The following is a 26,129-nucleotide window of genomic DNA, read 5'->3' as shown; positions in this document are numbered from 1 at the left end:
GGGCTTGTTGTCGCTGCATTCGAAGCGTACGGCGTAGGCGAACCGGGAGGGCGGGGGATTGCGAAGGTTCCACCAGTCGGTCCAACGGCAGGATGCACTCGGCCGCGGCACCCTCGGGCGGAGCCGTCCGCCCGCGCGCGGAAGGGTCTGTCTCATCGCCGGTCGGCTGGGCCACCGGGCCGGGCCGGGGCCGATTCTCGGGCCGCCGGGTCAGCTCGTTCGGGCGCGTCCGGGGGGCCGGGCGGCCGGCCGAGCAGCCGGTCGTCCGCATGCACGACCAGGACGGGGCAGTGGGCGTGGGCGGCGCAGGCCGAGCTGACCGAACCGATCAGCAGGCCGGCCATTCCCGCGTGTCCCCGGCTGCCGAGCACCAACAGGTCGGCCGTCCGGCTGAGCCGGAGCAATTCCTGCGTGGCATCGCCTTCGATGACCAATCGCTCGATCCGTCCGGGATCGACGCCGGCCGCGTGGATCGAATTCTCCAGGACGCGGAGAGCGTCGGCCTCTGGGGTCCAGGTGGACGGCAGGTTGACTCCGTAGTACCGATGCCAGACCTGGACGGCGGTCACCCGCACCTCGGGATCGGTGGACAGCCGGAGGGCCTGGGCCAGGCCCCGCACCGACGACGGTGAGCCGTCGACCGCGGCGACGATTCGAGCAGCACCGGCAAGCAAGGTCATGATGAGTTCCCTTCCGGGGGCGGACCGATCGGTCTCGGGCCTTCCCACGAATGGACTGTCGTCCCTGCGCGCTCGTGGCGATAGGGCCGAAGGTCATCAAGCGGCCATGTGCGGCACCAACCCTGGTCGGCCCGAACGGGACCTTTTCCTCTGGACCCCGGCCGGGGACCGAACCACGCTGGTCATCGGCCGATCACCGCGGTCGGCCCGGCACTGGATCGGAGGAAGGCCGTGGTTCATTCCAGAATCGCATCATCGCCCTCGATATCGTCGGCTCCGGCCGGCCAACATCGGGGAGCTGCCGGCGGAGCCGGGCGGGCCCGCTGGGTTCTGGTTGCGCTGGAGGTGGTGGTCGCCGTCGGGGCGGTCTACGGCGGGGTCGGACTGATCGCCGACGATCGCATCGGCATTCCCTCGGAGTGGCTTCGGTCGACACCGTTCTCGACATGGGTGTGGCCGGGAATCTTCCTCCTGTTGATCGTCGCCGTGCCGATGGCGACGGCCGCGGTCGCCGAGGTGCTCGCTTCGCGTGCGGCGTTCGCCCTGACCATGCTGGCCGGAACGGCTCAGGTGGGCTGGATCGTCGTTCAGTGGTTGATGGTCGGGCACTTCTTCTTCTTGCAGCCGGTCATGTTCGTGGCCGGCCTGCTGGTGATGCTGATCGGTTGGTTGGTCCATCGTCACGCAGTGGGTCCAATGCCGCGCGGGATGTGACTTTCGGCCCTCTTCGGGGGTGGTGGCGGGGGAGATGCTTTGTTGGTCCTGGTGTTTCGATGAGGTGAGAGGAGTTCGGTGATGTCGACGGACGAGCGTCGGTCGGTTCGGGTTCCGGTGGATCAGGGTGGTGCCGCTGCCGCGGTGGAAACCCGCGTGTCGCCGGTGGCGGGGATGGGTCGACCGCATTGGTCGGTGGAGTTGTTGCGGTTCGGTCTTGGGTGGGTGTTCTTGTGGGCGTTCGCCGACAAGGCATTCGGCTGGGGCTACTCGACGCAGAGTTCGCAGGGGTGGGTGCGAGGTGGCTCGCCGACGCGAGGGTTCCTGAGTCACGTGGAGGTCGGTCCGTGGCAGAGCGGGTTCCGGTCGATGGCCGGCAACGGGTGGGCTGATTGGTTGTTCATGATCGGCTTGCTGGGAATCGGAGTCGCGTTGATCACGGGGGTGTTGTTGCGCGTGGCGGCGGTGGCCGGATCCATCTTGCTGGTGTTGATGTGGGTGGCGGAATGGCCGATGGCCCGGTTCACCTCGACCGGCACGGCCAGTGGCTCGACGAACCCGTTCCTGGACTACCACTTGATCTTTGCGGTGGGGTTGATCGTGGTGGCGACGTTGGGTGTTGGGTCGGCGTGGGGGTTGGGACGCTGGTGGTCGCGGCGTCCGGTGGTGCAGCAGTACCGCATCCTGCGATAGCCCGCCGCTTGCGCGGCGACGAGGAAGCCCCCGGCATCGACGCCGGGGGCCGACGCGGTTGGACGGAAAGGGACGATGGGATGAGCGGGTACCCGGACAACCAGGTGGTGGTCGGGATCGATGGGTCGGCCTGCGCGTTGGACGCCGCCCGATGGGCGGCCGGCGCCGCTGTGCGTCGCCGGGCCGAGTTGACGTTGCTGCTCGCCTATGACGTGTCGGTGGGGTTCGCCGGGCCGGGAGTGATGATCGCCCCGGATGTCTACACCGACGTCAGGCACTGGGCGCAGCAGGTGCTCACCGACGCCGCCGAGGCGATACGGGCCCAATTCCCGGAATTGACGGTGTCGACGCTGCTGCGCCGCGGCAACGCGGCTCGAGTGCTGATCGAAGCGACCGGGTCGGCGTTGCTGACGGTGCTCGGGTCCCACGGTGACAGCGAGTGGACCGAGGCGGTGCTCGGGTCGGTGGCGGCGCGGGTGGCCGCCCATGGCCGAGGTCCGGTCGTCGTGTTGCGCGACGTCGCGGCCGACAACCCGTCCAACCGGCCGGTGTGGGTGGGGGTGGAGGGCTCGGACCTGGACGCCGCACCGTTGGCCTTCGCCCTGCAGGAAGCCTCGTTGCGGCAGGCGTGTCTGGTTCCGCTGCACTGCTGGGGGGAGGAGCCGGGCGTCATCGATGTGCCGTACTACTCCTCGGAGGCCGCGGACCAGCGACGTCAGGAGCGGGAGCAGCGGTTGCTGGCCGAACAGCTGACCGGCTGGGCCGACAAGTACCCCGACGTCCCCGTCCTGCCCACCTTGTTGCACGGCCACCCGGCCACCCAGATCCTGCACCGCTATCAGCAGGTTCCGCTCGACGCCCGGCCCAGTCTGATCGTGGTCGGAAGCCGTGGCCGCAGCGCCATCGCCGGGCTGCTCCTGGGCTCCACCAGCCACACACTGATCGCCCATTCGCCCTGTCCGGTCGCCGTGGTCCGTACCCGGCCCGATCGGCCCTGACCAGATCCTCTCGTCCACCCCTGATCGAGGAGCAGCGTCCATGCACATCGTCGTCGTCTACGAATCGATGTTCGGCAACACCCGGCAGGTGGCCGAGGCCATCGCCGATTCGATTCGGCCGGTCCACTCGGTCTGGTGCCAACCGGTCGGATCCGCCGATCCGACGATCGTGTCGACCGCCGACCTGCTGATCATCGGCGCGCCTACTCATGCCTGGTCCCTGAGCCGGCCGACCACCCGGCAAGGAGCGGCCGACCAGGCGAGCGAACCCGACAGCCACAAACAACTGGAACCGGACGCAACCGGCATCGGATTGCGCGAGTGGCTGGAACGCGAGGATCCGCTCCCGAGCCGAGCCGCCGTGTTCGACACGAGGCGGAACATCAGCCCCCTGTTGAGCGGGCGGGCCGGGCGGGCCATCAAGCATCTGTTGCACCAGCACGGGGTGAAGGTGGTGGCCGGACCGGTCAGCTTCCTGGTCGATGCCGACAACCAGCTGGTTCCGGGCGAACTGGAGCGGGCTGCGTCCTGGGGGCGGGAGATCACGGCGCACATCGAGCCGCTGGTCCTGCGTGGCCATCGCGACGACCTGCTCTAGGCCGGATGAGGGACCAGCGGCGCAGGTGCCGACCCGGCAACAATGATCCGCACGCGATCCACCGCACGTCGTCCTTACGCCCTAGAATTGGCCTGTTGGTTGCACGCCGCCGTCGGCGGCCCGGGGCTGATTCGGGAGCGCGAAGATGCTGAAGGTTTTCCTCACCGATGACCACGAAGTCGTCCGTCGCGGCGTCGCCGACCTGCTGGACGAAGAATCCGACATGACCGTGGTCGGGCAGGCATCCACCGTGGCCGAGGCGCTGGCCCGCATTCCGGCCGCCCGGCCCGATGTCGCGGTGCTTGATGTGCGGCTGCCCGACGGGAACGGTGTGGAACTGTGCCGGGAGCTGCGGTCGATGCTGCCGGATCTGAATTGCCTGATGTTCACCTCCTACCCCGACGAACAGGCCATGGTCGACGCGATCATGGCGGGCGCCGGCGGGTACGTCATCAAGGACATCACGGGGTTGGACCTGTTGTCCGCGGTGCGGACGGTCGGCGCCGGACGGTCCCTGCTGGACAACCGGGCCGCGGCGGCCTTGATGAATCGGCTGCGGGCCGGTACCGACTCGGATCGGCCAGGGCCGCTGGCCGGGCTGACCGAGCAGGAGCACACCGTCCTGGATCTGATCGGTGAAGGTTTGACCAACCGGCAGATCGCCGAGCGGATGTTCCTGGCCGAGAAGACGGTCAAGAACTACGTCTCACGGCTGTTGGCCAAGCTGGGAATGGAACGCCGCACCCAGGCTGCTGTCCTCGCGACCGAGATGCGCGCTCGAACCCGATAGGTGAGGTCGCGCCGAGCCGGGTCGAGTGACGCGGCCAGTGTCCCACTCCGGGGTGTTCGGCTTTGACGTGCGCGGCCCTTGCTGTGCGGCCCCTCAGTCGACGCTGAGCACCTCGTCGAGCCGCCGTCGGGGAGTCGGGGGGGCCGGTGAGCCGTAACCCAGCCGAAGGACGGTCTGCGGCCACAGGGCGCCGCCGAGCAGCCCTCGAAGTTCGGCCCGCGCCGACGGCACCTCGATGACCTGCGACATGAAGGAGGAGGCCAGACCACCGGCGGTGGCGGTCAGCAATACCCGCTGCATCGCCTGGCCGGCGTTCAGTTGCGCCAACGGGAGATCGTGGAACGAGCCGATGACGGCAACCAGCGGATCCGATTCGAACTCCTTGCCGGGCCGGCGTTCCGGCGCCGACCCGGTGCCGAAGTCGCGCATCGTCCAGACATCCTGCGGCGCCGGGCGGATGCCCGCGCTGCGCAGCGGCACACCGTCGGACGAGTCACCGGTGCGGGCCGTCCACGCTTCGAACTCGGCTCTGAACTGTGGATCCTGTTGTTGCACCCGATGGGCCTCGGCCAGGATGTCGCGCAACCGGCTCTGCTGGGCCGGTGCGACGGTGGCCAACCAGGACTGCTCGGTCCGGGCCGCGCGCCGCATCTCGGCACACAACTCGGGCGGCACCGGCTCATCGAGGAACGGGCGCCGGCTCGTGTGACGCTGGCGGATCGCGCGTGCCAGCCGCTGGTCATGCGGAGTCACCCGGGCGAACCCCTCGGGCCGGAGGATGGCCAGCAGATCGCGATCCGCCGGATCGGGCAGCAACCGCAGATCGACCGCCGATCCCAACGCGCCGATCGCGATCCGCAGATTCAGCAGGGCCGCACCGCACGCCAACAACGTCTCCCGACGGTCCGGATCGCTGGCCGGCAGCATGCGTTCCGGGTCCGCTCGCAGCTCGATCGTCCGGTCGGTGCATCGGAACAACCACGGCTGGCTGTTGTGCAGCGAAGGGGCGGCAATCGCCGCCTGCAACACGGACTCGACTTCTCCGTCGGTGAGATTGCCTACTGGCCTCAGAAGCGTCGTCATGCTCTCCGGTCCTCGCTGCCTGCCGAATCGACAGCCGAGACGGATGCCGATCTGCCCTCACTCTGCTCGGGCGACGCGGATCGGACCAGTGCCGAAAGTCCCGCCTGCCCGCCCGATTGCGGAAGTTCCTCCATACGGTGTATGGGTGAACCGTCCGTCGCGTGTCAAGGTTGACCGATGGCCGAACGGTTAGACCTCCCCGCTTCCGGTGGACAGACCGATCGGCACGCGAACCCACCGTCACCTCTCGACCTGAGGCCGCTGATGGACGAGACGCAGCTGAGCCAGGGCCATCTGGCTGCCGTCGACGGTTCGACGGGCTGGGGCGGCTTGTTGTCGGCGGTGTTGGCGGTGTCGCGGGGGTTGGATTTGGAGGTGACGTTGCGGCGGATTGTGGGGGCGGCGCGGGAGTTGGTGGGGGCGGAGTATGGGGCGTTGGGGGTGTTGGGGGTTGATGGTGGGTTGTCTCATTTTGTGTATGAGGGGATTGATGATGTGACGCGGGAGCGGATTGGGCCGTTGCCGACGGGGGGTGGGGTGTTGGGGGTGGTGATTTCGCAGGGGGAGCCGTTGCGGTTGGCGGATTTGTCGGTGCATCCGGCGTCGGTGGGGTTTCCGGTGCATCATCCGCCGATGCGGTCGTTTTTGGGGGTGCCGGTGTCGGCGCAGGGGGCGACGTTTGGGCGGTTGTATTTGACGGAGAAGCGGGGTGGGGTGGGGTTTACGGCGGAGGATGAGTCGGTGGTGCAGGTGTTGGCGGCGGCGGCGGGGATTGCGGTGGGGAATGCGCGGTTGTTTGAGCAGGGGGTGCGGCGGGCGCGGTGGTTGGAGGCGATCACGGAGGTGACGTCGGAGTTGTTGGGGGGTTCGGATCCGGGGCGGGTGTTGTTTTTGATTGCGTCGCGGGCGCGGGAGTTGGCGGGGGCGCAGTTCACGTTCATTGCGTTGGCTGATCCGGATGATGGGTCGGTGTTGGAGGTGACGTTGTGTGTGGGGTTGGCGCCGGACACGGTGACGGGGCGGCGGATTCCGGTGGTGGGGTCGACGGCGGGGGAGGTGTTTGTGGATCGGACGCCGCGGAATGTGGGGCGGTTGCGGTTTGATTTGGGGGGGCAGTTTGGTCCGGCGTTGGTGTTGCCGTTGGGGGATGGGGAGGCGCGGGCGGGGGTGTTGTGCACGATTCGGTCGCCGGGGGCGGCGCGGTTTGATGAGGAGGAGTTGCAGTTGGTGTCGGCGTTTGCTGATCAGGCGGCGTTGGCGTTGGGGCGGGCGCAGGCGTTGGCGGCGCGGCGGGAGTTGGATGTGTTGGTTGATCGGGAGCGGATCGCGCGGGATTTGCATGATCAGGTCATTCAGCGGTTGTTCGGGATCGGGTTGGCCATGCAGGGCACCCAACACCGGACCGTCGTCCCGACCGTGTCGCAGCATCTGACCGAACACATCGACGACCTGCAACAGGTCATCCACGACATCCGCACCGCCATCTTCGACCTGCAGTTCGATTCGCGTCAGGGGCCCGGGCTCCGGGCGACGCTGCAGGGCGCGATCAGCGAGCTCACGGCCGGCCGCCCGATCCGGACGACGGTCCGGATGTCGGGGCCGGTCGACATCGTCGCCCCCGCGATGGCCCGGCAGGCCGAGGCAGTGGTGCGGGAGGCGGTCGGCAACGCCGTCCGTCACTCCGGAGCCGACGAGCTCAGGGTGACCGTCTCGGTGAACGACGAGATGGTCGTGTCCGTCATGGACGACGGCATCGGCATCCCCGACACCGCCGTCCGCAGCGGTTTGCGGCGCATGGCCGAACAGGCCGTCGTCGCCGGTGCCACCTGCACCATCGGACGGGTCGACCCGCACGGCACCCAGATCCGCTGGGCCGTACCGCTGCCGTGACGCCCGCGCCGTCCACCGCGGGAACGCAGAGGACGACTCTCCGGAATCGATCAGGCCATCGACGGCCGCCCCGACCAAGGGCGGACGAAGAAAGAGTGCTTGACAGAATTCGCCCTAAACCGGTTTAATCCTCGCAGTCGGATTCAACGGTGAAGGGACGGCGAGTGAGCGCAAAACCCACGATCTCTGACGTCGCTGCGCGCGCCGGGGTGTCCAAGGGGCTCGTGTCCCTGGCCCTGAACGACAAGCCCGGGGTCGCCTCGGCCACCCGGCTCCGTATCCTGCAGGCGGTCGAGGACCTGGGGTTTCGGGCCAGTCATGCGGCCCGCGCACTCTCCTCGTCCAAGACCGGCACATTGGGACTGGTACTGGCCCGGCGCCCGGAAATGCTGCGCGCCGACCCGTTCTTCCCGCCGTTCATCGCCGGGCTGGAGCAGGTGATCGCACCGATCGGAATGGCCCTGATGCTGCGTTTCGTCTCGGATGTCCGAGAGGAGAAGCAGGCGTACACGGAATTGGCCAACGGACGGGTCGACGGTGTCTTCGTCACGGACCTTCGCCAGGCCGACCCCCGACCCAGCCTGCTGGCCGAGCTGCGGCTGCCGGCGGTGTCGCTCAACCGCCCGTCGGAGGACTCCCGCATTCCGGCCGTCTGTCTGGACGACCTGCCCGGTGTGCGAACGGCCCTGGATCACCTGATCGCGCTGGGGCACCGTCGCATCGCCCACGTCGGCGGTCCGCAGGAGTACCTGCACGCCGATCGGCGCCGGTCCGCCTGGGCCGAGACCCTCAGTGCCGCCGGTCTTCCGCCCGGGTCGTGGGTGGAATCGGACTTCACCGCCGCCGGCGGTGCGCGGGCCACCGCCGAACTGCTGGACGCACCGCACCCGCCGACGGCGATCCTCTACGCCAGCGACCTGATGGCCGTGTCCGGGATGGCCGAGGCCCACCGTCGGGGCCTGAGCGTGCCGGGCGATCTGTCCATCGTCGGCTTCGACGACGCCGAACTCTCGGCCCATCTGCATCCGCCGCTCACCACCGTCCGGACCGATGCCTTCGCCTGGGGTCAGGCGTCGGCCTCGGCCATGGTGGCCCTGCTCGGCGGCGGCGTTGTCACCGATGTCCAACTTCCGTCCGCCTCCTTCATCCTTCGGGGCTCCACCGCCCCGCCGCCCTAGCGCACGCCCGCTCCACCACCGTTCCCCACATCACCGGGTACTAGTTCCGGTGTCCTTGCGTTGCCACCCGCTTGCCCCGCCGTGTCCGCGAAACCGGGCCACGGCCTCCGCTCCTCTCATCGGAGCGGTGCACCACACACCTGTCCCCACCACGACAAGGAAGTCGTCATGAAACGCACGTCGCTGGCCATCGCCGGCCTGCTCCTCGGCACCATCGCCCTGACCGCCTGCGGATCCAGCAGCGGGGGTTCGGGTTCGAGTTCCACCGCGACCGGTCCGATCAAGATCTGGTACTCCAACAACGCGCAGGAGGTCGCCTGGGGCAAACAAGCCGTGGCGGCCTGGAACACGGCCCATCCCGACCAGACGGTGACGGCCGAGGAGGTTCCGGCCGGCAAGTCCTCCGAAGAGGTCATCGGGGCGGCCATCACGGCCGGCACCGAGCCGTGCCTGATCTACAACACGTCGCCGGCCGCGGTCCCGCAGTTCCAGAAGCAGGGCGGCCTGGTCGATCTGAACTCGTTCGCCGACGGAGCGTCCTACATCGAGGGGCGCACCGGCGACATCAGCAAGCAGTATCAATCCTCCGACGGGCACTACTACCAGCTGCCGTGGAAGTCCAACCCGGTGATGATCTTCTACAACAAGAAGATCTTCGCCAAGGCCGGCATCACCACACCGGCCCTGGCCACCTACGCCGATTTCATCGCGACGAGCAAGAAGATCGTGTCCTCCGGTGCGGCGAAGTACGCCATCTTCCCGTCTCCGGCCAGCCAGTTCTACCAGTCCTGGTTCGACTTCTACCCGCTGTACGCGGCCGAGACCGGGGGCAAGCAACTGCTGGTGGACAAGAAGTCGACCTTCAACTCCCCTGAGGGGCTGGCGGTCGCCAACTTCTGGAAGACCCTCTACACCGACAAACTGGCCGGTACCGAGACCTACAACGGTGACTCGTTCGCCGACGGGGTCGCGGCCATGGCCGTTGTCGGCCCCTGGGCCATCGCCAACTACAAGGGCAAGGTCGACTGGGGCGTCGTTCCGGTCCCCACTTCCAAGGGCACCGCGGCGGACAAGATCCACACGTTCTCCGACGCGAAGAATGTCGGGATGTACGCGAGCTGTCAGAACCGCGGCACGGCCTGGGAGTTCATGAAGTTCTCGACCAGCGTCGCGCAGGACTCCCAGCTCCTCACCCTGACCGGGCAGATGCCGCTCCGCAAGGACGTGTCGACGGTCTACGCCGACTACCTGACCAAGAACCCTGAGTACAAGTTGTTCGCCGACCAGGCGGCCCGCACCGTGGAGGTCCCGAACGTCTCCAACTCGGTGCAGATCTGGCAGACCTTCCGCGACGCCTGGTCCTCCTCGGTGATCTTCGGCAAGAGTGACCCGGCCACCGCTCTCCCCGGGGCGGCGACCAAGATCGATTCGCTGGCCGGACAGTCCTAGGTCCCGTCATGACACTGCCTTCCTTGGATCGACCGGCCCAGCCCGGACGACAGAGTCCGAAGGTCGAGCAGCGGAGCGAGAAGGCTCGTCACGATCGGTTGGTGGCCAAGATATTTGGCCGCCAGCCGATCGGGATCGCCTTGACCGCGCCGTATGCGATCTTCATCGGGGCGATCTTCGCGTTCCCCCTGGGGTTCGCCGTGTACATGTCGTTCCACAAGTACTACTTCACCGCCCCCGGGGTGAGCGTCCCTCACCCCTTCGTCGGGTTCGCCAACTACAAGACCGCACTGACCGACCCGGACGTTCTGCAGTCGTTCGCGCACGTCGGTGTGTTCCTGATCATCAACGTGCCCCTGACCGTCGTCCTTTCACTCGGACTGGCGGCCGCCTTGAACCAGGCCATTCGGGGGCGGACGTTCTTCCGGGTCTCGTACTACGTCCCGTACGTGACCGCGAGCGTGGCGGTGGTCGGTGTGTGGCTGTTCCTGTTCAACTCCGACGGACTCGTCAACAAGGTCCTCGGGCCGTTGGCGCCCAGTCCGTCCTGGTTGGTCAACTCGTTCTGGGCCATGCCGACGATCGCCATCTTCGTGACCTGGAAGCAGTTGGGCTTCTTCATCCTGCTGTACCTGGCGGCGCTGCAGAACGTGCCCAAGGAGCTGTACGAATCGGCGGCCACCGACGGCGCCGGGAAATGGAAGTCGTTCACGTCGGTGACGATTCCCGGAGTGCGGCCGGCCACCGGCCTGGTCATCCTGCTCGCCATCGTCACCGGAGCCAACCTGTTCACCGAGCCCTACCTGCTGACCTCGGGCGGTGGCCCCGACAAGGCGTCCACGTCGCCGGTGTTGCTCATGTACCAGAAGGGCATCGAGCAGGGCAATCCCGACGTCGCGTCGGCGATCGGGATCGTGCTGGTCATTCTCGTCCTGGCGATCGCCCTGATCGGACGTCGACTCACCGAAGGAGACAACCGATGAGCGCCGCGATCACCGAGTCGGTCGAGGTCACCGCCGTCCCGAAGGGCAAGCGGGGGCGGCTCGGCCGCATCGTGACCATGCTCGTCCTGCTCATCGGGGCGGTCGCGTTCCTGTTCCCGTTCTACTACATGATCGTCGGTTCCCTGCAGAAGTCGCCCAACACCTCGGTGGCCGGCGCATTTCCCAATCCGTCCAACCTCACGTTCAACAACTTCGCCCAGATCAACGCCTCGATCAACCTGTGGCGCTCGCTGGTCAACTCGGGGATCTTCACCGGGGGAGTGCTGTTGTGCACCATGGTGTTCGGGGTGATGACCGGGTACGCCCTGGCCATGTTGCACTTCCGCGGGCGCGGACTCGTGTTCGGTGCCATGCTGCTCATGCAGATGGTGCCGTTCCAGCTGTTGATGATCCCGTTGTACGTCCTCATCGCCCGCACCTACGGCCTGGCCGACAACTATCTCGGGATGATCCTGCCGTACGCCATCAACTCCACCGCGGTCTTCATCTTCCGCCAGTACTTCCTGCAGTTGCCCACCGAACTGTTCGATGCGGCCCGGATCGACGGGGCGAACGAGATCAGGATCCTGCGGTCGATCGCTCTGCCCCTGGTCCGCCCGGCCATGCTGACGGCCGTGCTGCTGACCTTCATCGGCCCGTGGAACGAGTTCCTGTGGCCGTTCCTGATCACCAAGAAGCAGTCCATGCAGCCGTTGGCTGTCTCGCTGGCCAACTACATCTCCACCGTCGCCTCCAGTGCGGCCAACCCGTTCGGCGCCATCCTGGCCGGCGCGGTGGTGCTGGCCGTGCCGGCCGTTGCCCTGTTCATTGCATTCCAACGCAAATTCATCTCCACCGATCTCGGATCCGGTGTGAAGGGATAACTCTTGTTCAACCACGTGAAGGCCCAACCCCAGATGAAGATCAGTCATGAGGTGCCCTACACCCTCACGCGGGCCGGGACGGTCATGATCCCCGATCCCGCGGACCCCAACGAGGCCGAGGGTGTGCTCAATCCGGCCAGTGGTCGCGGTCCCGACGGGACCCTGTACCTGTTGCCCCGGCTGGTCGCGGACGGCAACGTCTCGCGGGTCGGCCTGGCCACCGTCACGGTGGTCGACGGCCGGCCGGTCGGCGTGGAGCGTCAGGGTGTTGTGCTCGAGCCCGACGCCGGGTGGGAGCGCAGCCCGCTGCACGCCGGGGTCGAGGACCCGAGAATCACCTTCCTGCCCGGTCTGGGCCGGTTCGTGATGACTTATGTCGCCTACGGCCCGCTCGGCCCGCGGCCCGCGTTGGCCACCTCGACCGACCTGCACACGTGGGAGCGACTGGGCCCGCTGCACTTCGGGTACCAGGAGGACCTGGACATGGACCTGAACCTGGTGCCCAACAAGGACGTGGTGTTCTTCCCGGAGCCGGTTCCCGGCCCGGACGGAGCCCTGTGCTTCGCCGCGCTGCACCGCCCGATGTGGGACCTGGACTGGATCGTCCCCGGAGCCGGCAACCACCTGCCGGCCGGGCTCGCCGATGACCGTCCCGGTATCTGGATCTCCTACGTTCCGGTGGCCGACGCCCTGCACGACGTGGCCGCGCTGACCCGGCTGGGCGGGCACAAGTTGGTGGCCCTGCCCGAATTCCCGTTCGAGGACCTGAAGATCGGGGCCGGCCCGCCGCCGATCCGGGTACCCGAGGGCTGGTTGCTGATCCACCACGGGGTGTCCGGCACCATCGTGCCCGGCGTGGACCAGCAGAAGGGCGCGCACTACTCGGCCGGGGCGATGATCCTGTCGGCCAACGACCCGTCGACGGTGCTGGCCCGCACCGCGGTGCCATTGCTTGAACCGACCACCGAGGCGGAGAGGAGCGGCATCGTGCCGAATGTCGTGTTCCCAACGGCGATCGAGATGATCGGCGACCAGCGGTACGTGTTCTACGGCATGGCCGATTCCCGCATCGGCGTCGCCACCCTCGAACGCGTCGGGGCGAGCGAATGACCACCCGCGGCCGGCGGGTTCGCTCCGGGCTCGGTGCGCTCGGTCTTGCTGCCACGTTGACCCTCGGGCTCCTCGAGCCGGCCCAGGCCTCGTCGCCGGCCACGGTGACCGCGCCGTTGACGAATCTGTCGCACCTGAACTTCCTCACCGACCGGGTGACCGTCAAGGACACGGCCGACCACAGCACTTACCACCTGTCGACCGAGCCCCAGATCGGGGTGGTCTGGGTGTACGCAGATCCCCGGCCGGGCAACACGTTCGAGCGGGTCGGTGGCGGCGCGTATGACTCGGCGACGAACCACTGGGGGCAGGGCGCCTACGACGGCGACGACATCTCCCGGGCGGCCGTGGTGTACCTGCGCCAGTGGCGGGCCACGGGTGACCAGGCCTCTCGCGAGCAGGCTTATCAGCAGCTCCGGGGCCTGGCCTACCTGCAGACGCTGACCGGCGCCCACGCCGGCGACAGTGTGCTCTGGATGCAGCCGGACGGGGAACTCAATCCGAGCCCGACTCCCACCGACACGCCCAATCCGTCGGATTCTGGCCCGTCGTACTGGCTCGCCCGAAGCCTGTGGGCCTTCGGCGAGGGCTATGCCGCCTTCGCGCACAGCGACCCGGAGTTCGCCGCCTTCCTCCGGTCGCGGATGGACCTGGCAATCGGTGCCCTGAACCGCGACGTGCTGTCCAAATACGGTCAGTACCAGGTCATTCACGGGGTGAAGGTCCCGGCCTGGCTGATCGTCGACGGCGCCGATGCTTCATCGGAGGCCATGCTCGGACTCGCCGCGTACGCCCGGGCCACCCCGCCCGGCACATCCGGCGACACGGCGCGCTCGGCGCTGCGGAAACTGGGCGTCGGAGTGGCGAAGATGTCGGCCGGTACCACCACCAGCTGGCCCTATCGAGCCTTGTTGCCGTGGGCGCTGTCCCGTTCGGACTGGCACGCCTGGGGGGCCCAGATGCCGGCTGGTCTGGCCGCCGCCTCGGTGACTCTGCACGACCGATCACTGCTGCAGCCGGCCATCGCCGACGCCGCCGGGTTCACGCCTCACCTGCTCACCTCGACCGGTGCGGTCAACGGTCTGCTGCCCACACCGACCGACGGCACGACGATCGCCTACGGCGCTGACGCACGGGTCGAGAGCCTGCTCGCGGTGGCCACCGCGTCCGATCGCCCCGGGCTGCGGACGCTGGCCGGCATCGCCGCCGGGTGGTTCTTCGGACAGAACGCGGCCGGGACAGCGGTCTACGACCCGGCCACCGGCGTCACGAACGACGGCGTGTCGGCCACCGGCACCGTCAACCAGGGCAGCGGCGCCGAGTCCACCATCCACGGACTGCTGACCATGCAGCTGCTGGACGCCAATCCCGACATCGCCGCGGTCGCCCGGTCATCGGCATCGATCCGGTCCCGGGACGGACAGCGCGTGGTCGAGGCGGAGTCCGGGAAGCTGACCGGTAACGCGTCGGTGGTCGTCCCGGCGTCGACCTGGACGGGCGAATCCGCCTGGAGCGGTTCGTACCTCACGGTCGGAAGCGGAAGCACCGCGACCTGGCAGCTGCCGGCCGCGACCGGTGAACGCCGCATCGAACCGGTGGCTGAACTGACACCTGGCTCGACGGCTGTCTCGACCTTCACCGCCGGTCGCCAGATGCTGGGGCAGGTGCGATACGGAGCGACCGGTGCCCAGGGCAACGCCCCGTCACCGACCGAGCTCACCCCGGTCGATCTGAGATCGCCGGTACCGGCCGCCGCGACCACGGTGACCGCGCGGACCCGTGGTGGCAGCGGCAATCTCGATGCCCTCCTGGTCACGCCGGTCGTCTCCACCTTGTCGTTGACCGGTGACGGCCACCGCACGGTGTTGCTCAACAGCGTGTCCCGTTCGCGGGAGTTGGTCGCCGTCGGCGGTCCGCGGGACCGGTTGACGGTCAACTCCTACGACCGCAACGGTGCTCTGGTGCAGACCCGCACCGGCTCGACCGCTCTGGTCCTGCCCGGCGGGTTCACCATCGCCCGGAACTGAGCCGCTGACGCTCGGCCGTCCTCATCGAGGGCGGCCGAGCGTCGGGCGTTCTCACGGCCCGGCCCGGTACCGATGGACCGGCCGGCCGGCCGCTCCGTAGGACAGTTCGAGCCGAAGGAGCTTGCGCCGCTCGAGTTCCGACAGGTATCGCTGCGCGGTGGGGCGGCTGATCCCGAGGGCACGGGCCACATCTGTTGCGCCGAGCGGTGTCTCGTTCGACGTGACCGCCTGCAGGACCTTCGCCATGGTGACGGGAAGATCGTCGCCGGCCGGCCCGGTTGCGGCCGGGCGGAGCAGATTGAACAGCGAATCCACCGTCGCCTGGTCGGCCTGCGCCCCGACTTCCGACGTGAGCTGCTCGTGCCACCGCCGATAGGCCAGCAACTGCTGGGCCAGCGCGGGGAATCCGAACGGCTTGACCAGGTAGTACACCGCCCCCAGGCTCATCGCGGACCGGACCGTGGCCAGGTCCCGGGCGGCCGTGATGACAATGGTGTCCGGCGCATCTCCCTGCGCGGCAAGCTCTCTGAGCAGGGTGAGACCGTCCGTGTCCGGCAGATAGATGTCCAGGATCATCAGGTCCGGCCGGGTCGCGGTGACGGTCTCCGCCGCTTCGGCCGCGGTGTGAGCCTGTCCGATGCAGGTGAATCCGGGCACTCGCTCCACGCTGGCCGCGTGGATCCGGGCGACCTGGAAGTCGTCGTCGACGACCAGGGTCCGGATCACCGGTCGGCCCCGACCTTCGGCAGGTGTACCTCGAAGCGGGCGCCCGGCCCGGTGTTGACCACGATGCTGCCACCGGCCCGGGTCACCAACCGCCGGACCAGAGCCAAGCCGATGCCGCGGCGCCGATCGGACTGGGCGGCCTTGGTGCTGAAGCCGTCGTCGAAGATGCTCTGCCGGTGGACAGCGTCGATGCCAGGACCGTTGTCCTGCACCACGATGGTCAGAGCCTCGTCATCGGTGATCGTCACCTCGACCGCCCGCGGCGCGGGCCGCTGGGCCACGGCGTCGAGCCCGTTGTCGATCAGGTTGCCCAGTACCGTCATCACGTTCTGGGCGGTTGGGCCACTCGGGAGGTCCAGCCGTGAGTGCTCGGCGATGGTCAGGCTGATGTCGCGCTCGGCGGCGATGGTCTGCTTGGCCAGGAGCAGCGCGGCGATGATCGGCGGTGAGATGCGGGCCCGGAGATCCTCCCCGGTGCCCGTGTGGCCGGACGCGACGACGCCGTTGACGTAGCTCCGGGCTTCGGCGAACTCCTGCAGGTCGAGCAGGCCACCGATCACGTGGAGCCGGTTGGCGAACTCGTGCTCCTGCGCGCGGAGTGCCTTGGCCAACCCGGTCGCCGAGTCCAGTTCCCGGATCAGCCCTTCCATCTCGGTGCGGTCGCGCAGGGTGACCACGCTGCCGGCCGGCCGGCCGGCGATGACCACGGCCCGGTGGTTGACCACCAGGAGCGAATCGTCGGTGAGCACGACCAGGTCCGGGCCGCGCACCTCGCCGGTCAGGACGTCGCGCAGCCGCCCGGCGGGCACCTCGGCCGTGAGTGGCCGGCCGATCACCTGGGTGGACAGGCCCAACAGGCGCCGGGCCTCGTCGTTGAGCACGGTCACCCGGCCCCGGGCGTCGAACCCCAGCACTCCCTCCCGGACGCCGTGGAGCATGGCCTCACGCTCCTGCAGCAACGAGCTGATCTCGTTCAATTCCAGACCGAACGTCTTCCGTTTCATGGCCCGCGCCAGCAGCAGGGCAAGCGTGACCCCCAGCGCGAGCGCGATGGCGAGGTAGGTTGCGATGCTGCCCACCTGTGAGGCCAACGCGGCGCTGACCGTCGTCTCCAGGACGCCGACCGAAACCTGCCCGATCACCTCACCGGACGGCGCGAACACCGGCGCCTTACCGTTCGCCGATCGGCCCAGACTGCCGTTGTTGATTCCGACGTGGGTCTGCCCGTCCAGGACCTGAACCGGCTCCTCGAGGTACCGGCCGATCATGGCCGGGTTGGGGTGGGAGTACCTGCGGCCTGCGGCATCGGTGATCACCACGTAGGCGGCGCCGACGTCGTGCTGCAGACGCCCGGCGAGGCTCTGCAGACGGTGGTCCGGGTCACGCGCGATCAAATCCGCCCGGACCTCGGGGATGTCGGCCACCGCGCTGGCCGCGACGCGGGCCTGCTGCTCGTACTCCCGATCGAGCGCGGCGCTGGTCTGGCGCGTCTCCAGGACGCCGCCGATCACGGCCGTGAAGACCAGGACGCCGACCACCGACCAGAGCATCCAGGAGGCGATGGATCGCATGGGCGGGCCTCCGGTCAGTGTGCGTCGTCGCTGCGCGGATGCTGCCCGCGCCACCGTTCGCCCGAAGTGAATCACAGTTGCCAATCGGCTCCAAGCGGGGCTGAGCAGAATGCGCAGAAGTCCGACAAACGCGCAAATGGGCGAGCAGAACGCGTCATTTCCGTTCCGAACGAGCAAAACGACGAGTAGGGCGCAGAAACTTCCCCATGCCGGGCGACCACGCCATTGTCCTACCCAATCGGATCCACGAAGGAGAAACCGACGGTGACAATGACGACATCGAACGCAGGCCGGACAGTTCCGGCCATCGAGATCAAGGGCGCGACCAAGCGGTTCCGCACGCCCAAGGGCGGCATCTTCACGGCGCTGCAGGACTTCGACCTGACCATCGCACCGGGTGAGTTCTGTGCCGTGGTGGGACCGACCGGTTGTGGCAAATCGACCACCCTGACCCTGGTGTCCGGATTGGAGAAGGCCTCGGCGGGCACCGTCGAGGTCGACGGGCGAAAGGTCTCCGGCATCACCCCCGGAGTGGGATTCATGTTCCAGCAGGATGCGGTGTTCCCCTGGAAGTCGGTGCTGGACAACGTCGCCGCCGGTCCGAGATTCCGCGGCCAGTCGGGCGGTCAAGCCAACACGCTGGCCCGGGACTGGCTGCGGCGGGTCGGCCTGGCCGGCTTCGAGGACCGCTACCCACACCAGCTGTCGGGCGGGATGCGCAAGCGGGTGGCGTTGGCCCAGAGCCTGATCAACGAGCCGCGCGTGCTGTTGATGGACGAACCGTTCTCGGCGCTCGACGTGCAGACGCGGTCGATCATGTCCGACGAACTGCTCGGCCTGTGGGACCAGACCAGGCCGGCCGTCATCTTCGTGACCCACGATCTGGAGGAGGCGATCGCGTTGGCCGACAAGGTGGTGGTCCTGACCGCCGGCCCGGGCACGGTCAAGGCCGTGTTCCCGGTGAACCTGCCCCGGCCCCGCAGGGTGCAGGAGATCCGCTTCGACCCGGAGTTCATCGCGATCTACGAGAACATCTGGGAAGCGCTGCGCACGGAGGTCGAAACGGCCTACGCCCGGACCACCGCGGCGGTGACCGCATGATCGGGTCGGGACACGACGTCCGGACCGGCCGGGTGGACGACGCCTCGGACGAGCCCGGTTCGCCGCCGCCGGCATCAGTCGAGCGGCCCGCGCGGTCGGCGCGCGCACAGAACGTTCGGCGGCGGGTGTGGATGATGATCGCGCGGCTGGGCCTGGTGGCCGTCCTGCTCGGCTCCTGGGAGTGGGCCGTGAACAGCGGCCACGTCGATCCGTTCTTCTGGGGTCAACCGAGCCAGGTGTGGGCCACGCTCCGCGGTTGGATCACCCAGGGCACCGACCACGGATCGCTGGCCGAGCAGATCTCGATCACCCTCCAGGAAGCGGTGTACGGCTTTCTGATCGGTGTCGCGCTGGGTGTCGTGCTGGGCATCGGGCTCGGGAGCAACCGCTTCCTGGCCGATCTGCTCTCACCGTTCATCAAGGTGGCCAACTCCATCCCCCGCATCGTCCTGGGATCGATCTTCACGGTCGCCTTCGGGTTCGGGATCGAGTCCAAGGTCATCCTGGCCGCGGTGCTGGTGTTCTTCGGGGTCTTCTTCAACGCGTTCCAGGGCACCCGGGAGGTGGACCGGAATCTGGTCTCCAACGCCCGGATCCTGGGCGCGTCCCGGCTGCAGCTGACCCGCCAGGTGGTCCTCCCGTCGGCCTTCACCTGGATCCTGGCCAGCCTGCACATCAGTTTCGGTTTCGCCATGATCGGTGCGATCGTCGGCGAGATCCTCGGCGCCGACAAGGGTCTGGGCTTGCTGATCCGTAGCTCGCAGAACAACTTCGACATGAACGGCGTCCTCGCCGGCATGGTCGTCGTTGCCGTGATCGCGCTGGTCGCCGAGCTGGCGATCACCCTGCTCGAGAAGCGCATCCTGCGCTGGCGCCCGCCGGCCAGCTCGGCCGCCCAGGTGTCCGTCTGACCCGTTGATCCGGCCGCAATCCGCCCGCGGCCGGACGACCAGGCCGGGTTGCCCGCCCAATGCGGGCCACCCCGGCCGTCCGTACCACCCACCCCTCGAAAGGAACACAACGATGTCCTCCCCACGATGGAAACTCCTCCTGGCACTGACCGCGGTCGGGGCGCTGACCGTCACCGGCTGCGCGACCAAGTCGACCAGCTCCGCGGCCGCGGCCCCGGCCTCGTCACCGGCCGGCGCCTCCGGGGCCGCTCCGGCCGGCAGCTCGGCCGCGGCTGTCGCCAGCGCACCCGGTGTGAGCAGCTCCCCGGACCTGACCATCATGGTCGGCGGCATGTCCAAGCAGATCTATCTGCCCTACATGCTGGCCAAGCAACTGGGCTACTACGCGAAGGTCGGCATCAACGTGGCCCTCGTCGACGAGTCGGCCGGTGGGGATGCGACGACGAACATGCTGGCTGGCCAGGTCCAGGGCGTCGGCGGCTTCTACGACCACACGATCGTGTTGCAGGGCAAGGGGAAGTCAGCCGAATCGGTCGTCTCGATGTTGCAGAACCCGGGCGAGGTGGAGCTCTGCCGCACCGACCTCAAGGGCACCATCAAGTCGGCCGCCGATTTCAAGGGCCGCTCGCTGGGCATCACCGACACCGGTTCGTCCACCGACTTCCTGACCCAGTACCTCACCACCAAGGCCGGGGTCGACCCGTCCACCACCGTCCGCCGCGGCGTCGGAGCGGGCCAGACCTTCCTGGCCGCGATGAAGCAGAAGGCCATCGATTGCGGAATGACCACCGAACCGACCGTGTCCCAGGCGGTTTCGTCCGGTCTGGCCTACATCCTGCTGGACATGCGCAGCTCGGCCGGCGCGGTGGCCAACCTCGGCGGTAACTACCCGGCGACCTCGTTGTACATGCCGACTGACTACGTGAACTCGCACAAGGCGCTCGTCCAGAAGCTGGTCAACGCCTACGTGGCCACGCTGAAGTGGATCCAGACCCACAACGGGAGTCAGATCGCCGACGTCATGCCGTCGTCCTACTACGCCGGCGTCGGGAAGAAGGCCTACTCGGCCGCCCTGGACAGCGAGAAGGGCATCTTCAACCCGACCGGCCTGATGCCGACCGGTGGCCCGGCGACCTGCCTGGCCGTGCTCTCCGCGTTCAACCCGTCGGTCAAGGGCAAGACGATCGACACCAGCAAGACGTTCACCGACGAATTCGTCAAGGCGGCCACACCGATCAGCTGATCATCTTCCCACGGCGCCTCGCGCCCCCACCGGGAGTGAACCACCCAGCCTCGGGTGGTTCACTCCCGGTTGTTCGTCCCACCCGCTCCGGTGCCCGCGCGGACCAGGGCCCGGGGCAGCCGTGGTCCGGGTCAGTCCGGTCCGGGTCAGACCGCGGGCTCGGCGGACAGGTCGGCCAGCAGCCGGAGCAGGGTCCGCGCACCGAAACCCGTTGCCCCGTCGGAGGAGGCGTCGCCGATCCAGGCCGGACCGGCCATGTCGCAGTGAACCCACGGCACCGTGTCCGGGACGAACTCGCCGAGGAACAGCGCGGCGGTCAACGCCCGTCCCGAGTCGCGCAACGGATGGTTCCGCACGCCGGACGATGTCCGGACCTGGTCGAGGTACCGGGGGGCCCACGGCAGGCGCCACATCGGCTCCCCGGCCGCAGCCGCGGCTCGCAGCAGTTGGTCGGCCGCTCGGCCGTCGCGGGCCAACACCGCTCCGATCTCCGGCCCGAGGGCGACCTCGGCCTGGTAGGTCAGCGTCGCCAGGTCGACCAGCAGATCCGGCCGATCGGCGGCGGCCAGCGCGAGGGCATCGGCCAGGATCACCCGGCCCTCGAAATCGGTGTCCAGGATCTGGATCTCGGTCCCATTCCAGGCCGTCACCACGTCTCCCGGCCGGGCGGCCCCGGGGCCGGGCAGATTCTCCGCGAAGGGCAGCACCGCGTGCACGGTCAGTTCGCAACGGGCCCGCGCCAGGGCGCCCATGACGGCGAGAACCGTCGCCGCGCCGGCGACATCCAGTCGCATCGACTGCATCGCGGCCGGCGACTTGAGGGACAGCCCGCCGCTGTCGAAGGTGATGCCCTTGCCGACCAGGCTGACCACCGGCCGGCCGGCCGATCCCTGGTGGGTCAGCCGCACCATCCGCGGTCCGTTGACCGAACCGGCACCGATCGCGGTCAGCGCTCCGAACCCCTGTTCCGTGAGGTCCTGTGGGTCGAGAGTCTGACATGACAATCCGGTACGCGCGGCCAGGTCGGCCGCCCAGATCGCCGCCTGCTGCGGGGTCAGCACGTTCGCCGGTGCGCTGACCAGGCGGCGGGCCAGCCGGACGGTGTCGGCCGCGAGCAGGCCGTCGCCGGCGGCGATCGCGTCTCCGGGGGCGATGGCGAGCTGCATCGCCGGCTCGCCCGGGTAGCCAGTGGCCAGGCCGTCGACGACCGGTGCGGCCAGTTCTCCGGCGGATGCGCCGAATTCCAGCTGGTAGGCGCCGCCGGTCAGTTCGCGCCCGGCGATGGCTCCGGCCCGCCGTGCGGTCTCGCTGTTCGAGTCGTCGATCGGGCCCAGCCCGACGGTCAGGGTCCGGCCGGAGGCGTTGAGCTGACCCAGTTCCCCGGTGAAGGGCATCCAGATCGAACCCGGGTCGGTGACCTCCTCGGCGTGGACGAACCGGATGCGCCGATGCACCGGATCAGGCGCGGTGAGAGTCACCGGAGGGGCCGATCCGGCCAGCGCCGAGATGGCGTCCTCGATCTCGGCCGCTCGGTCTCGGGCCGACGACTTCATGGTCATGGTGGTCTCCACGGACTCGGTGCTGCACCGACCGTATCTCGATGCGGTTGAGCCGCAGTCTCTCGCGACCGAACGCGGGGCCGCTCGTGCGCATCGCACGCACCCGGACTCCCGCGGTATGCGGTGCGCACATCGACCATCGGGGTGCCCGTCCTAGCTTGAGCGCAATTCCAGCTCAGGCTTGAGCGCCAACGTCGACGGGGAGAGCTATGGCCCGATACCGAGTTTCGATGGACATCGGTGGCACGTTCACGGACGTGGTCACCTACGACGACAACACCGGGGTGTTCGCGGCCAGCAAGGCCTCGACGACCCCGGGCAATCTGAGCCAAGGGGTGCTCGCGGGCCTGGATTCCGTGGTGGACCAACCGTCCGACATCGGCTTCCTGGTGCACGGCACGACCCAGGGCCTCAACGCCTTCCTGGAACGGCGGGGCGTCCCGGTGCTGCTGCTGGCTACGGCCGGGGTGGAGGACAGCTACCACATCGCTCGCGGGCCGCGCACCCGCCTGTACGACCTGCACTACCGCAAGGCAGAACCGTTGGTACAGCGGCGGGACGTGCTCGGCATCGCCGGCCGGATCGCCGCCGACGGTTCGGAGCTGGTGGCGCTGGACGAGGACGCGGTGCGAGCGGCCGGCCACCGGGCCCGGTCGCATGGATACGGCGCGGTGGCGGTGGCGTTCCTGTTCAGCTACAAGAATCCGGCCCACGAGCTGCGGGCCAGGGAGATCCTGCTGGAGGAACTCGGCGAAGACTTCACCGTCTCCCTGTCGCACCAGGCGGCGAAGGAATGGCGGGAATACGAGCGGACCTCCTCGGCGGTCGTCGAGGCCTACACCGGGCCGATTGTCCGCCGCTACCTCAGCGAGCTGGAGGGCAAGCTCGTCGAGCGGAAGCTGGCGGTACCGCTGCACGTCATGCAGTCCTCGGGTGGCATCCTGACCGCCGAGTCGGCCCGCGCCCGGCCCTTGCAGACGCTGCTGTCCGGCCCGGTGGGCGGGGCCATCGCCTGCGCCGAACTCTCCCGTCAGACGTCGCGGCCGAACCTGATCGGGATCGACATGGGGGGCACCTCCTTCGACGTCTCGCTCATCGTCGACGGCGAGCCCGACGTCTCGGCCGAGGCGCACCTGGAGGGCCTGCCGATGCTGATGAGCGTGGTCAACATCCACACGGTGGGTGCCGGCGGCGGTTCCGTCGCCTGGTCCGAGGCGGGCGGCCTTCGGGTCGGACCCCGCTCGGCCGGTGCCCGGCCCGGGCCGGCCTGCTACGGGCGGGGCGGGACCGAGGCCACCGTCACCGACGCCAACCTGGTGCTGGGCCGGATCGACCCGAACGGATTCGCCGGTGGCCAGATGACGCTGGACACCGGGCTGGCCACCAAGGCGGTGTCGGACCTGGCCGAGCAGTTCTCGCTGTCCACCCTGGCCATGGCCGACGGCATCTGCGACGTGGCCAATTCCAAGATGGCGCAGGCGATCCGCACCATCACCGTGTCCCGTGGCATCGAGCCGCGTGACTCGGCGCTGGTTGCCTTCGGCGGGGCCGGACCGATGCACGCGGTCTTCCTGGCCCAGGAGCTGGGGATCGCCGAGACGATCGTGCCTCGGTTCCCGGGTGCCTTCTCGGCCTGGGGAATGCTGCAGACGCAGATCCGTCAGGACTACACCGAACCGTACTTCTTCCTCGATGAGGATCTCGATGTCGACGACATGGCGGCCGCGCTGACCCGGACCGAGCAGCTCGGGCTCGAGGCTCTCCTGCACGAGAGTGTCGAGCAGGACCGGCGTTCCGCCTCGCACGCGGTCGACATCCGTTATGCCGCACAGGAGTACACGCTCACCGTTCCGTTGCTGGGCGCACTCGAGCCCACCGAGCCCGGTTTCGTCAAGACGATCGGCGAGCGGTTCGCCGAACTGCACCAGGCCCGCTACGGCCACGCCAATCTCGGCGCGCCGATCGAATTCGTGATGCTGCGAACCACCGCGTTCGGCGACCTGGGCAAGCCGGCCCCGCAGCTGTGGCCGTCGGCCACCGGCACCGAATTCCCGCACGAGATCCGCCCGGTGACCTTCGGGGGCCGGACGCGGGATTCGATTGTGGTGCGCCGGGACGACCTGCTGGTCGGGCACACCCTGACCGGACCGGCCGTCGTCACCGAGGACACCGCGACCACCGTCGTCCCACCGGGTTGCACGGTCACCGTCGACGGAATCGGCTCGCTCATCATCAAGTCGCAGGAGAGCAAATGACCATCGCCACCGCCATCGACCCGGTCACCGTCGAGATCATCCGCAATGCGCTGAACTCCAGTGCGGACGACATGAACGCCACGCTGATCCGGTCCGCCTACACCCCGATCATCTACGAGGCGGGGGACTGCGTGGTCGCCCTGCTGGACGCGCAGCACCGGGTGCTGGGTCAGTCGGCCGGGCTGCCGATCTTCCTGGGCAACCTGGAGACCTGCACGCTGGCCACCGAGGAGCGCTTCGGTCGCGAGGTCTGGCAGCCGGGTGACGTCTGGATCCTGAACGACAGTTATCTGGGCGGAACTCATCTCAACGACGTGACGATTTTCGGGCCGGTGTTCGTCGGCGCGACGCTGGTCGGGTTCACCGCCTCCCGCGCGCACTGGATCGACGTCGGCTCCAAGGATCCGGGAGGCTCGATGGACTCGGTGACCATCTTCCAGGAAGGCCTGCGGATGGGGCCGCAGAAGCTCGTGTCGGGCGGCGTCGACGAGCGGTCGATCATTGACATCATCGTCACCAACGTGCGGTTCCCCTACCCGACGAGCGGTGACATGCACGCCATGATCGCCTGCATCAAGATGGGTGAGAAACGCCTGCAGGAGTTGGTGCTCCGGTTCGGCCTGGAGACCCTGGAGCAGGCTCGGGACGAGATCTTCCGACAGACCGAGGTCCTGGAGCGCGCGGTCATCGCTGCCATCCCGGACGGCAGCTACGCCAGCGAGGGCGTGCTGGACAACGACGGTATCGATCTGGACACCCCGGTTCCCATCCGGCTGACCATCACGGTGGACGGGGAGAACATCGACTTCGATGTCACCGAGTCCGCCGACCAGACCGTCGGGCCGGTGAACTGCGGTGTGGCGCAGGCGGTCTCGGCGCTGCGGGTGGGTTACAAGCTCCTGGTGAGCCCGGACCTGCCGGGCAACGGCGGGTCGTTCCGATCGATGACGACCCAGGTCCGACCGGGATCGGTGCTGGGCGCCCGCTCGCCCGCGGCCTGCCAGTGGTACTTCTCGCATCTGGGCCTGCTGATCGACATGGTGGCCCGGGCGCTGGCTCCGGTGCTGCCGGACCGGGTCGCCGGGGCCAGCCACGGCGACTCGATGATCATCCTCACCGCCGGGACCGACCCCAGGGTGCAGCGCGAGTTCGTCAGCCTGGAGGCCACCGTCGGTGGGTGGGGCGCCTGGGAGGGCTCCGACGGCGAGAGCGCGCTGATCAACAACGTGAACGGCTCGCTCAAGGACATCCCGATCGAGGTCTACGAGACCCGGTATCCGTGGCGCATCAACGAGTACCGCATCCGTCCGGATTCCGGCGGATCCGGCCGGTGGCGGGGCGGCAACGGCGTGATCCGCGAGTACGAGGCGCAGACCGACATGACGGTCTCGCTCTGGTTCGAACGGTCCCGGCAGCCGGCCTGGGGTCTGTTCGGCGGAGAGGACGCGGTCGGCCCGGACGTCGTGATCAACCCCGGGCGGCCCGACGAGCGGCGGATCCTCAAGGTCAACGGGATGAAGGTGCGCAAGGGCGACGTGGTGCGCTGCGCGACCGGCGGTGGCGGCGGGTACGGGGATCCGGTGGAACGCGCCTCGGCCGAGGTCAACGCCGACATCCTGGACCGGCATGTCAGTGCCGAGGCCGCCCGCAGCCGCTACGGGTTCGACCAGGAATAGACGCCGGGGC

22 protein-coding genes are annotated in these 26,129 nt (G+C 68.5%); 17 read left to right on the top strand and 5 right to left on the bottom strand.

The genetic code is table 11. The annotated features are described in order from the left end of the window. Window positions 1-152: 152 nt before the first annotated feature. Window positions 153-680, bottom strand: coding sequence for a universal stress protein (locus BLS97_RS19595; RefSeq protein ID WP_090479418.1), 528 nt, complete (start codon window positions 678-680; stop codon window positions 153-155). Window positions 681-911: 231 nt separating this feature from the next. Between BLS97_RS19595 and BLS97_RS19590 the strand changes: the two genes are divergently transcribed. From BLS97_RS19590 to BLS97_RS19570, 5 genes are all read left to right on the top strand, one after another. Next, window positions 912-1,394: a hypothetical protein gene (locus BLS97_RS19590; protein WP_157695555.1), complete on the top strand. Its 483-nt coding sequence runs from the start codon at window positions 912-914 to the stop codon at window positions 1,392-1,394. Window positions 1,395-1,475: 81 nt separating this feature from the next. Continuing rightward, window positions 1,476-2,087, top strand: a complete 612-nt coding sequence (locus BLS97_RS19585) for a DoxX family protein (protein WP_090479413.1) — start codon at window positions 1,476-1,478, stop codon at window positions 2,085-2,087. An 80-nt stretch (window positions 2,088-2,167) separates the two neighbouring features. Continuing rightward, on the top strand, window positions 2,168-3,085 hold the full coding sequence (locus BLS97_RS19580) for a universal stress protein (protein ID WP_090479410.1): 918 nt from the start codon (window positions 2,168-2,170) through the stop codon (window positions 3,083-3,085). A 40-nt stretch (window positions 3,086-3,125) separates the two neighbouring features. Next, entirely contained in the window at window positions 3,126-3,683 is a 558-nt protein-coding gene (locus tag BLS97_RS19575; RefSeq protein ID WP_090479406.1) for a flavodoxin family protein, read from the top strand. 145 nt (window positions 3,684-3,828) lie between these two features. Next, window positions 3,829-4,473, top strand: a complete 645-nt coding sequence (locus BLS97_RS19570; protein WP_090479402.1) for a response regulator — start codon at window positions 3,829-3,831, stop codon at window positions 4,471-4,473. A 93-nt stretch (window positions 4,474-4,566) separates the two neighbouring features. Here BLS97_RS19570 and BLS97_RS19565 read toward each other — a convergent pair whose 3' ends face one another. Next, complete coding sequence (locus tag BLS97_RS19565) at window positions 4,567-5,556, bottom strand: Acg family FMN-binding oxidoreductase (RefSeq protein ID WP_090479399.1); 990 nt, start codon at window positions 5,554-5,556, stop codon at window positions 4,567-4,569. Between the two features lie 177 nt (window positions 5,557-5,733). On the opposite strand from BLS97_RS19565, the gene BLS97_RS19560 reads away from it, so the two are divergent. The 7 genes from BLS97_RS19560 (at window position 5,734) to BLS97_RS19530 (ending at window position 15,077) form a co-directional block, all read left to right on the top strand. After that, window positions 5,734-7,446 (top strand): sensor histidine kinase, encoded by a 1,713-nt coding sequence (locus tag BLS97_RS19560; protein WP_090479396.1) that lies wholly within the window; start codon window positions 5,734-5,736, stop codon window positions 7,444-7,446. 164 nt (window positions 7,447-7,610) lie between these two features. Next, entirely contained in the window at window positions 7,611-8,624 is a 1,014-nt protein-coding gene (locus BLS97_RS19555) for a LacI family DNA-binding transcriptional regulator (protein ID WP_090479393.1), read from the top strand. A gap of 168 nt (window positions 8,625-8,792) precedes the next feature. Beyond that, window positions 8,793-10,073 carry an extracellular solute-binding protein gene (locus tag BLS97_RS19550; protein ID WP_090479390.1) on the top strand — a complete coding sequence of 427 codons (1,281 nt, stop codon included), beginning with the start codon at window positions 8,793-8,795 and terminating at the stop codon, window positions 10,071-10,073. Window positions 10,074-10,081: 8 nt separating this feature from the next. Continuing rightward, window positions 10,082-11,056, top strand: coding sequence for a carbohydrate ABC transporter permease (locus tag BLS97_RS19545; RefSeq protein WP_090479385.1), 975 nt, complete (start codon window positions 10,082-10,084; stop codon window positions 11,054-11,056). Between the two features lie 77 nt (window positions 11,057-11,133). Beyond that, complete coding sequence (locus BLS97_RS19540) at window positions 11,134-11,940, top strand: carbohydrate ABC transporter permease (protein ID WP_407938073.1); 807 nt, start codon at window positions 11,134-11,136, stop codon at window positions 11,938-11,940. Window positions 11,941-11,973: 33 nt separating this feature from the next. Next, the gene (locus tag BLS97_RS19535; RefSeq protein ID WP_090482691.1) at window positions 11,974-13,050 is read left to right on the top strand and encodes a glycoside hydrolase family 130 protein; all 1,077 of its coding nucleotides are present in this window, start codon (window positions 11,974-11,976) and stop codon (window positions 13,048-13,050) included. Beyond that, window positions 13,047-15,077 (top strand): hypothetical protein, encoded by a 2,031-nt coding sequence (locus BLS97_RS19530; protein ID WP_090479379.1) that lies wholly within the window; start codon window positions 13,047-13,049, stop codon window positions 15,075-15,077. The genes BLS97_RS19535 and BLS97_RS19530 overlap by 4 nt, the downstream gene beginning before the upstream one ends. Before the next feature lie 51 nt (window positions 15,078-15,128). Here BLS97_RS19530 and BLS97_RS19525 read toward each other — a convergent pair whose 3' ends face one another. Both BLS97_RS19525 and BLS97_RS19520 read right to left on the bottom strand, forming a co-directional pair. Continuing rightward, window positions 15,129-15,803, bottom strand: coding sequence for a response regulator (locus BLS97_RS19525; protein WP_090479376.1), 675 nt, complete (start codon window positions 15,801-15,803; stop codon window positions 15,129-15,131). Next, entirely contained in the window at window positions 15,800-17,374 is a 1,575-nt protein-coding gene (locus BLS97_RS19520) for an ATP-binding protein (protein WP_090479373.1), read from the bottom strand. The genes BLS97_RS19525 and BLS97_RS19520 overlap by 4 nt, the downstream gene beginning before the upstream one ends. Before the next feature lie 270 nt (window positions 17,375-17,644). Between BLS97_RS19520 and BLS97_RS19515 the strand changes: the two genes are divergently transcribed. The 3 genes from BLS97_RS19515 (at window position 17,645) to BLS97_RS19505 (ending at window position 20,629) form a co-directional block, all read left to right on the top strand. Then, on the top strand, window positions 17,645-18,475 hold the full coding sequence (locus tag BLS97_RS19515) for an ABC transporter ATP-binding protein (protein ID WP_090479370.1): 831 nt from the start codon (window positions 17,645-17,647) through the stop codon (window positions 18,473-18,475). Beyond that, window positions 18,472-19,386, top strand: coding sequence for an ABC transporter permease (locus tag BLS97_RS19510; RefSeq protein WP_090479367.1), 915 nt, complete (start codon window positions 18,472-18,474; stop codon window positions 19,384-19,386). Before BLS97_RS19515 ends, BLS97_RS19510 begins: the two co-directional genes overlap by 4 nt. A gap of 112 nt (window positions 19,387-19,498) precedes the next feature. Further along, on the top strand, window positions 19,499-20,629 hold the full coding sequence (locus BLS97_RS19505; protein WP_197676282.1) for an ABC transporter substrate-binding protein: 1,131 nt from the start codon (window positions 19,499-19,501) through the stop codon (window positions 20,627-20,629). A gap of 146 nt (window positions 20,630-20,775) precedes the next feature. Here the strand turns inward: BLS97_RS19505 and BLS97_RS19500 are convergent, their stop codons facing one another. After that, window positions 20,776-22,188, bottom strand: coding sequence for a M17 family metallopeptidase (locus BLS97_RS19500; RefSeq protein WP_157695554.1), 1,413 nt, complete (start codon window positions 22,186-22,188; stop codon window positions 20,776-20,778). 230 nt (window positions 22,189-22,418) lie between these two features. Here BLS97_RS19500 and BLS97_RS19495 point away from each other — a divergent pair, with 230 nt between their 5' ends. Together BLS97_RS19495 and BLS97_RS19490 are read left to right on the top strand one after the other, a co-directional pair. Then, entirely contained in the window at window positions 22,419-24,443 is a 2,025-nt protein-coding gene (locus BLS97_RS19495; protein WP_090479361.1) for a hydantoinase/oxoprolinase family protein, read from the top strand. After that, a complete protein-coding gene (locus BLS97_RS19490) occupies window positions 24,440-26,119 on the top strand; it encodes a hydantoinase B/oxoprolinase family protein (protein WP_090479358.1) in 1,680 nt (559 codons plus the stop codon). Before BLS97_RS19495 ends, BLS97_RS19490 begins: the two co-directional genes overlap by 4 nt. Window positions 26,120-26,129: the final 10 nt, after the last annotated feature.

The sequence above is a fragment of the Nakamurella panacisegetis genome, from assembly GCF_900104535.1.
Lineage (GTDB): Bacteria > Actinomycetota > Actinomycetes > Mycobacteriales > Nakamurellaceae > Nakamurella > Nakamurella panacisegetis.
Note: the sequence above shows the minus strand (reverse complement) of the source record. Positions and strands in the feature narration are given on the sequence as shown.

Excerpts from the sequence above, each read along its gene's own strand:
- BLS97_RS19595 (WP_090479418.1), bottom strand. The coding sequence starts at position 680 with ATGACCTTGCTTGCCGGTGCTGCTCGAATCGTCGCCGCGGTCGACGGC.
- BLS97_RS19585 (WP_090479413.1), top strand. The coding sequence starts at position 1,476 with ATGTCGACGGACGAGCGTCGGTCGGTTCGGGTTCCGGTGGATCAGGGT.
- BLS97_RS19580 (WP_090479410.1), top strand. The coding sequence starts at position 2,168 with ATGAGCGGGTACCCGGACAACCAGGTGGTGGTCGGGATCGATGGGTCG.
- BLS97_RS19575 (WP_090479406.1), top strand. The coding sequence starts at position 3,126 with ATGCACATCGTCGTCGTCTACGAATCGATGTTCGGCAACACCCGGCAG.
- BLS97_RS19570 (WP_090479402.1), top strand. The coding sequence starts at position 3,829 with ATGCTGAAGGTTTTCCTCACCGATGACCACGAAGTCGTCCGTCGCGGC.
- BLS97_RS19565 (WP_090479399.1), bottom strand. The coding sequence starts at position 5,556 with ATGACGACGCTTCTGAGGCCAGTAGGCAATCTCACCGACGGAGAAGTC.
- BLS97_RS19560 (WP_090479396.1), top strand. The coding sequence starts at position 5,734 with ATGGCCGAACGGTTAGACCTCCCCGCTTCCGGTGGACAGACCGATCGG.
- BLS97_RS19550 (WP_090479390.1), top strand. The coding sequence starts at position 8,793 with ATGAAACGCACGTCGCTGGCCATCGCCGGCCTGCTCCTCGGCACCATC.
- BLS97_RS19545 (WP_090479385.1), top strand. The coding sequence starts at position 10,082 with ATGACACTGCCTTCCTTGGATCGACCGGCCCAGCCCGGACGACAGAGT.
- BLS97_RS19540 (WP_407938073.1), top strand. The coding sequence starts at position 11,134 with ATGCTCGTCCTGCTCATCGGGGCGGTCGCGTTCCTGTTCCCGTTCTAC.
- BLS97_RS19535 (WP_090482691.1), top strand. The coding sequence starts at position 11,974 with ATGAAGATCAGTCATGAGGTGCCCTACACCCTCACGCGGGCCGGGACG.
- BLS97_RS19530 (WP_090479379.1), top strand. The coding sequence starts at position 13,047 with ATGACCACCCGCGGCCGGCGGGTTCGCTCCGGGCTCGGTGCGCTCGGT.
- BLS97_RS19520 (WP_090479373.1), bottom strand. The coding sequence starts at position 17,374 with ATGCGATCCATCGCCTCCTGGATGCTCTGGTCGGTGGTCGGCGTCCTG.
- BLS97_RS19515 (WP_090479370.1), top strand. The coding sequence starts at position 17,645 with ATGACGACATCGAACGCAGGCCGGACAGTTCCGGCCATCGAGATCAAG.
- BLS97_RS19510 (WP_090479367.1), top strand. The coding sequence starts at position 18,472 with ATGATCGGGTCGGGACACGACGTCCGGACCGGCCGGGTGGACGACGCC.
- BLS97_RS19505 (WP_197676282.1), top strand. The coding sequence starts at position 19,499 with ATGTCCTCCCCACGATGGAAACTCCTCCTGGCACTGACCGCGGTCGGG.
- BLS97_RS19500 (WP_157695554.1), bottom strand. The coding sequence starts at position 22,188 with ATGACCATGAAGTCGTCGGCCCGAGACCGAGCGGCCGAGATCGAGGAC.
- BLS97_RS19495 (WP_090479361.1), top strand. The coding sequence starts at position 22,419 with ATGGACATCGGTGGCACGTTCACGGACGTGGTCACCTACGACGACAAC.
- BLS97_RS19490 (WP_090479358.1), top strand. The coding sequence starts at position 24,440 with ATGACCATCGCCACCGCCATCGACCCGGTCACCGTCGAGATCATCCGC.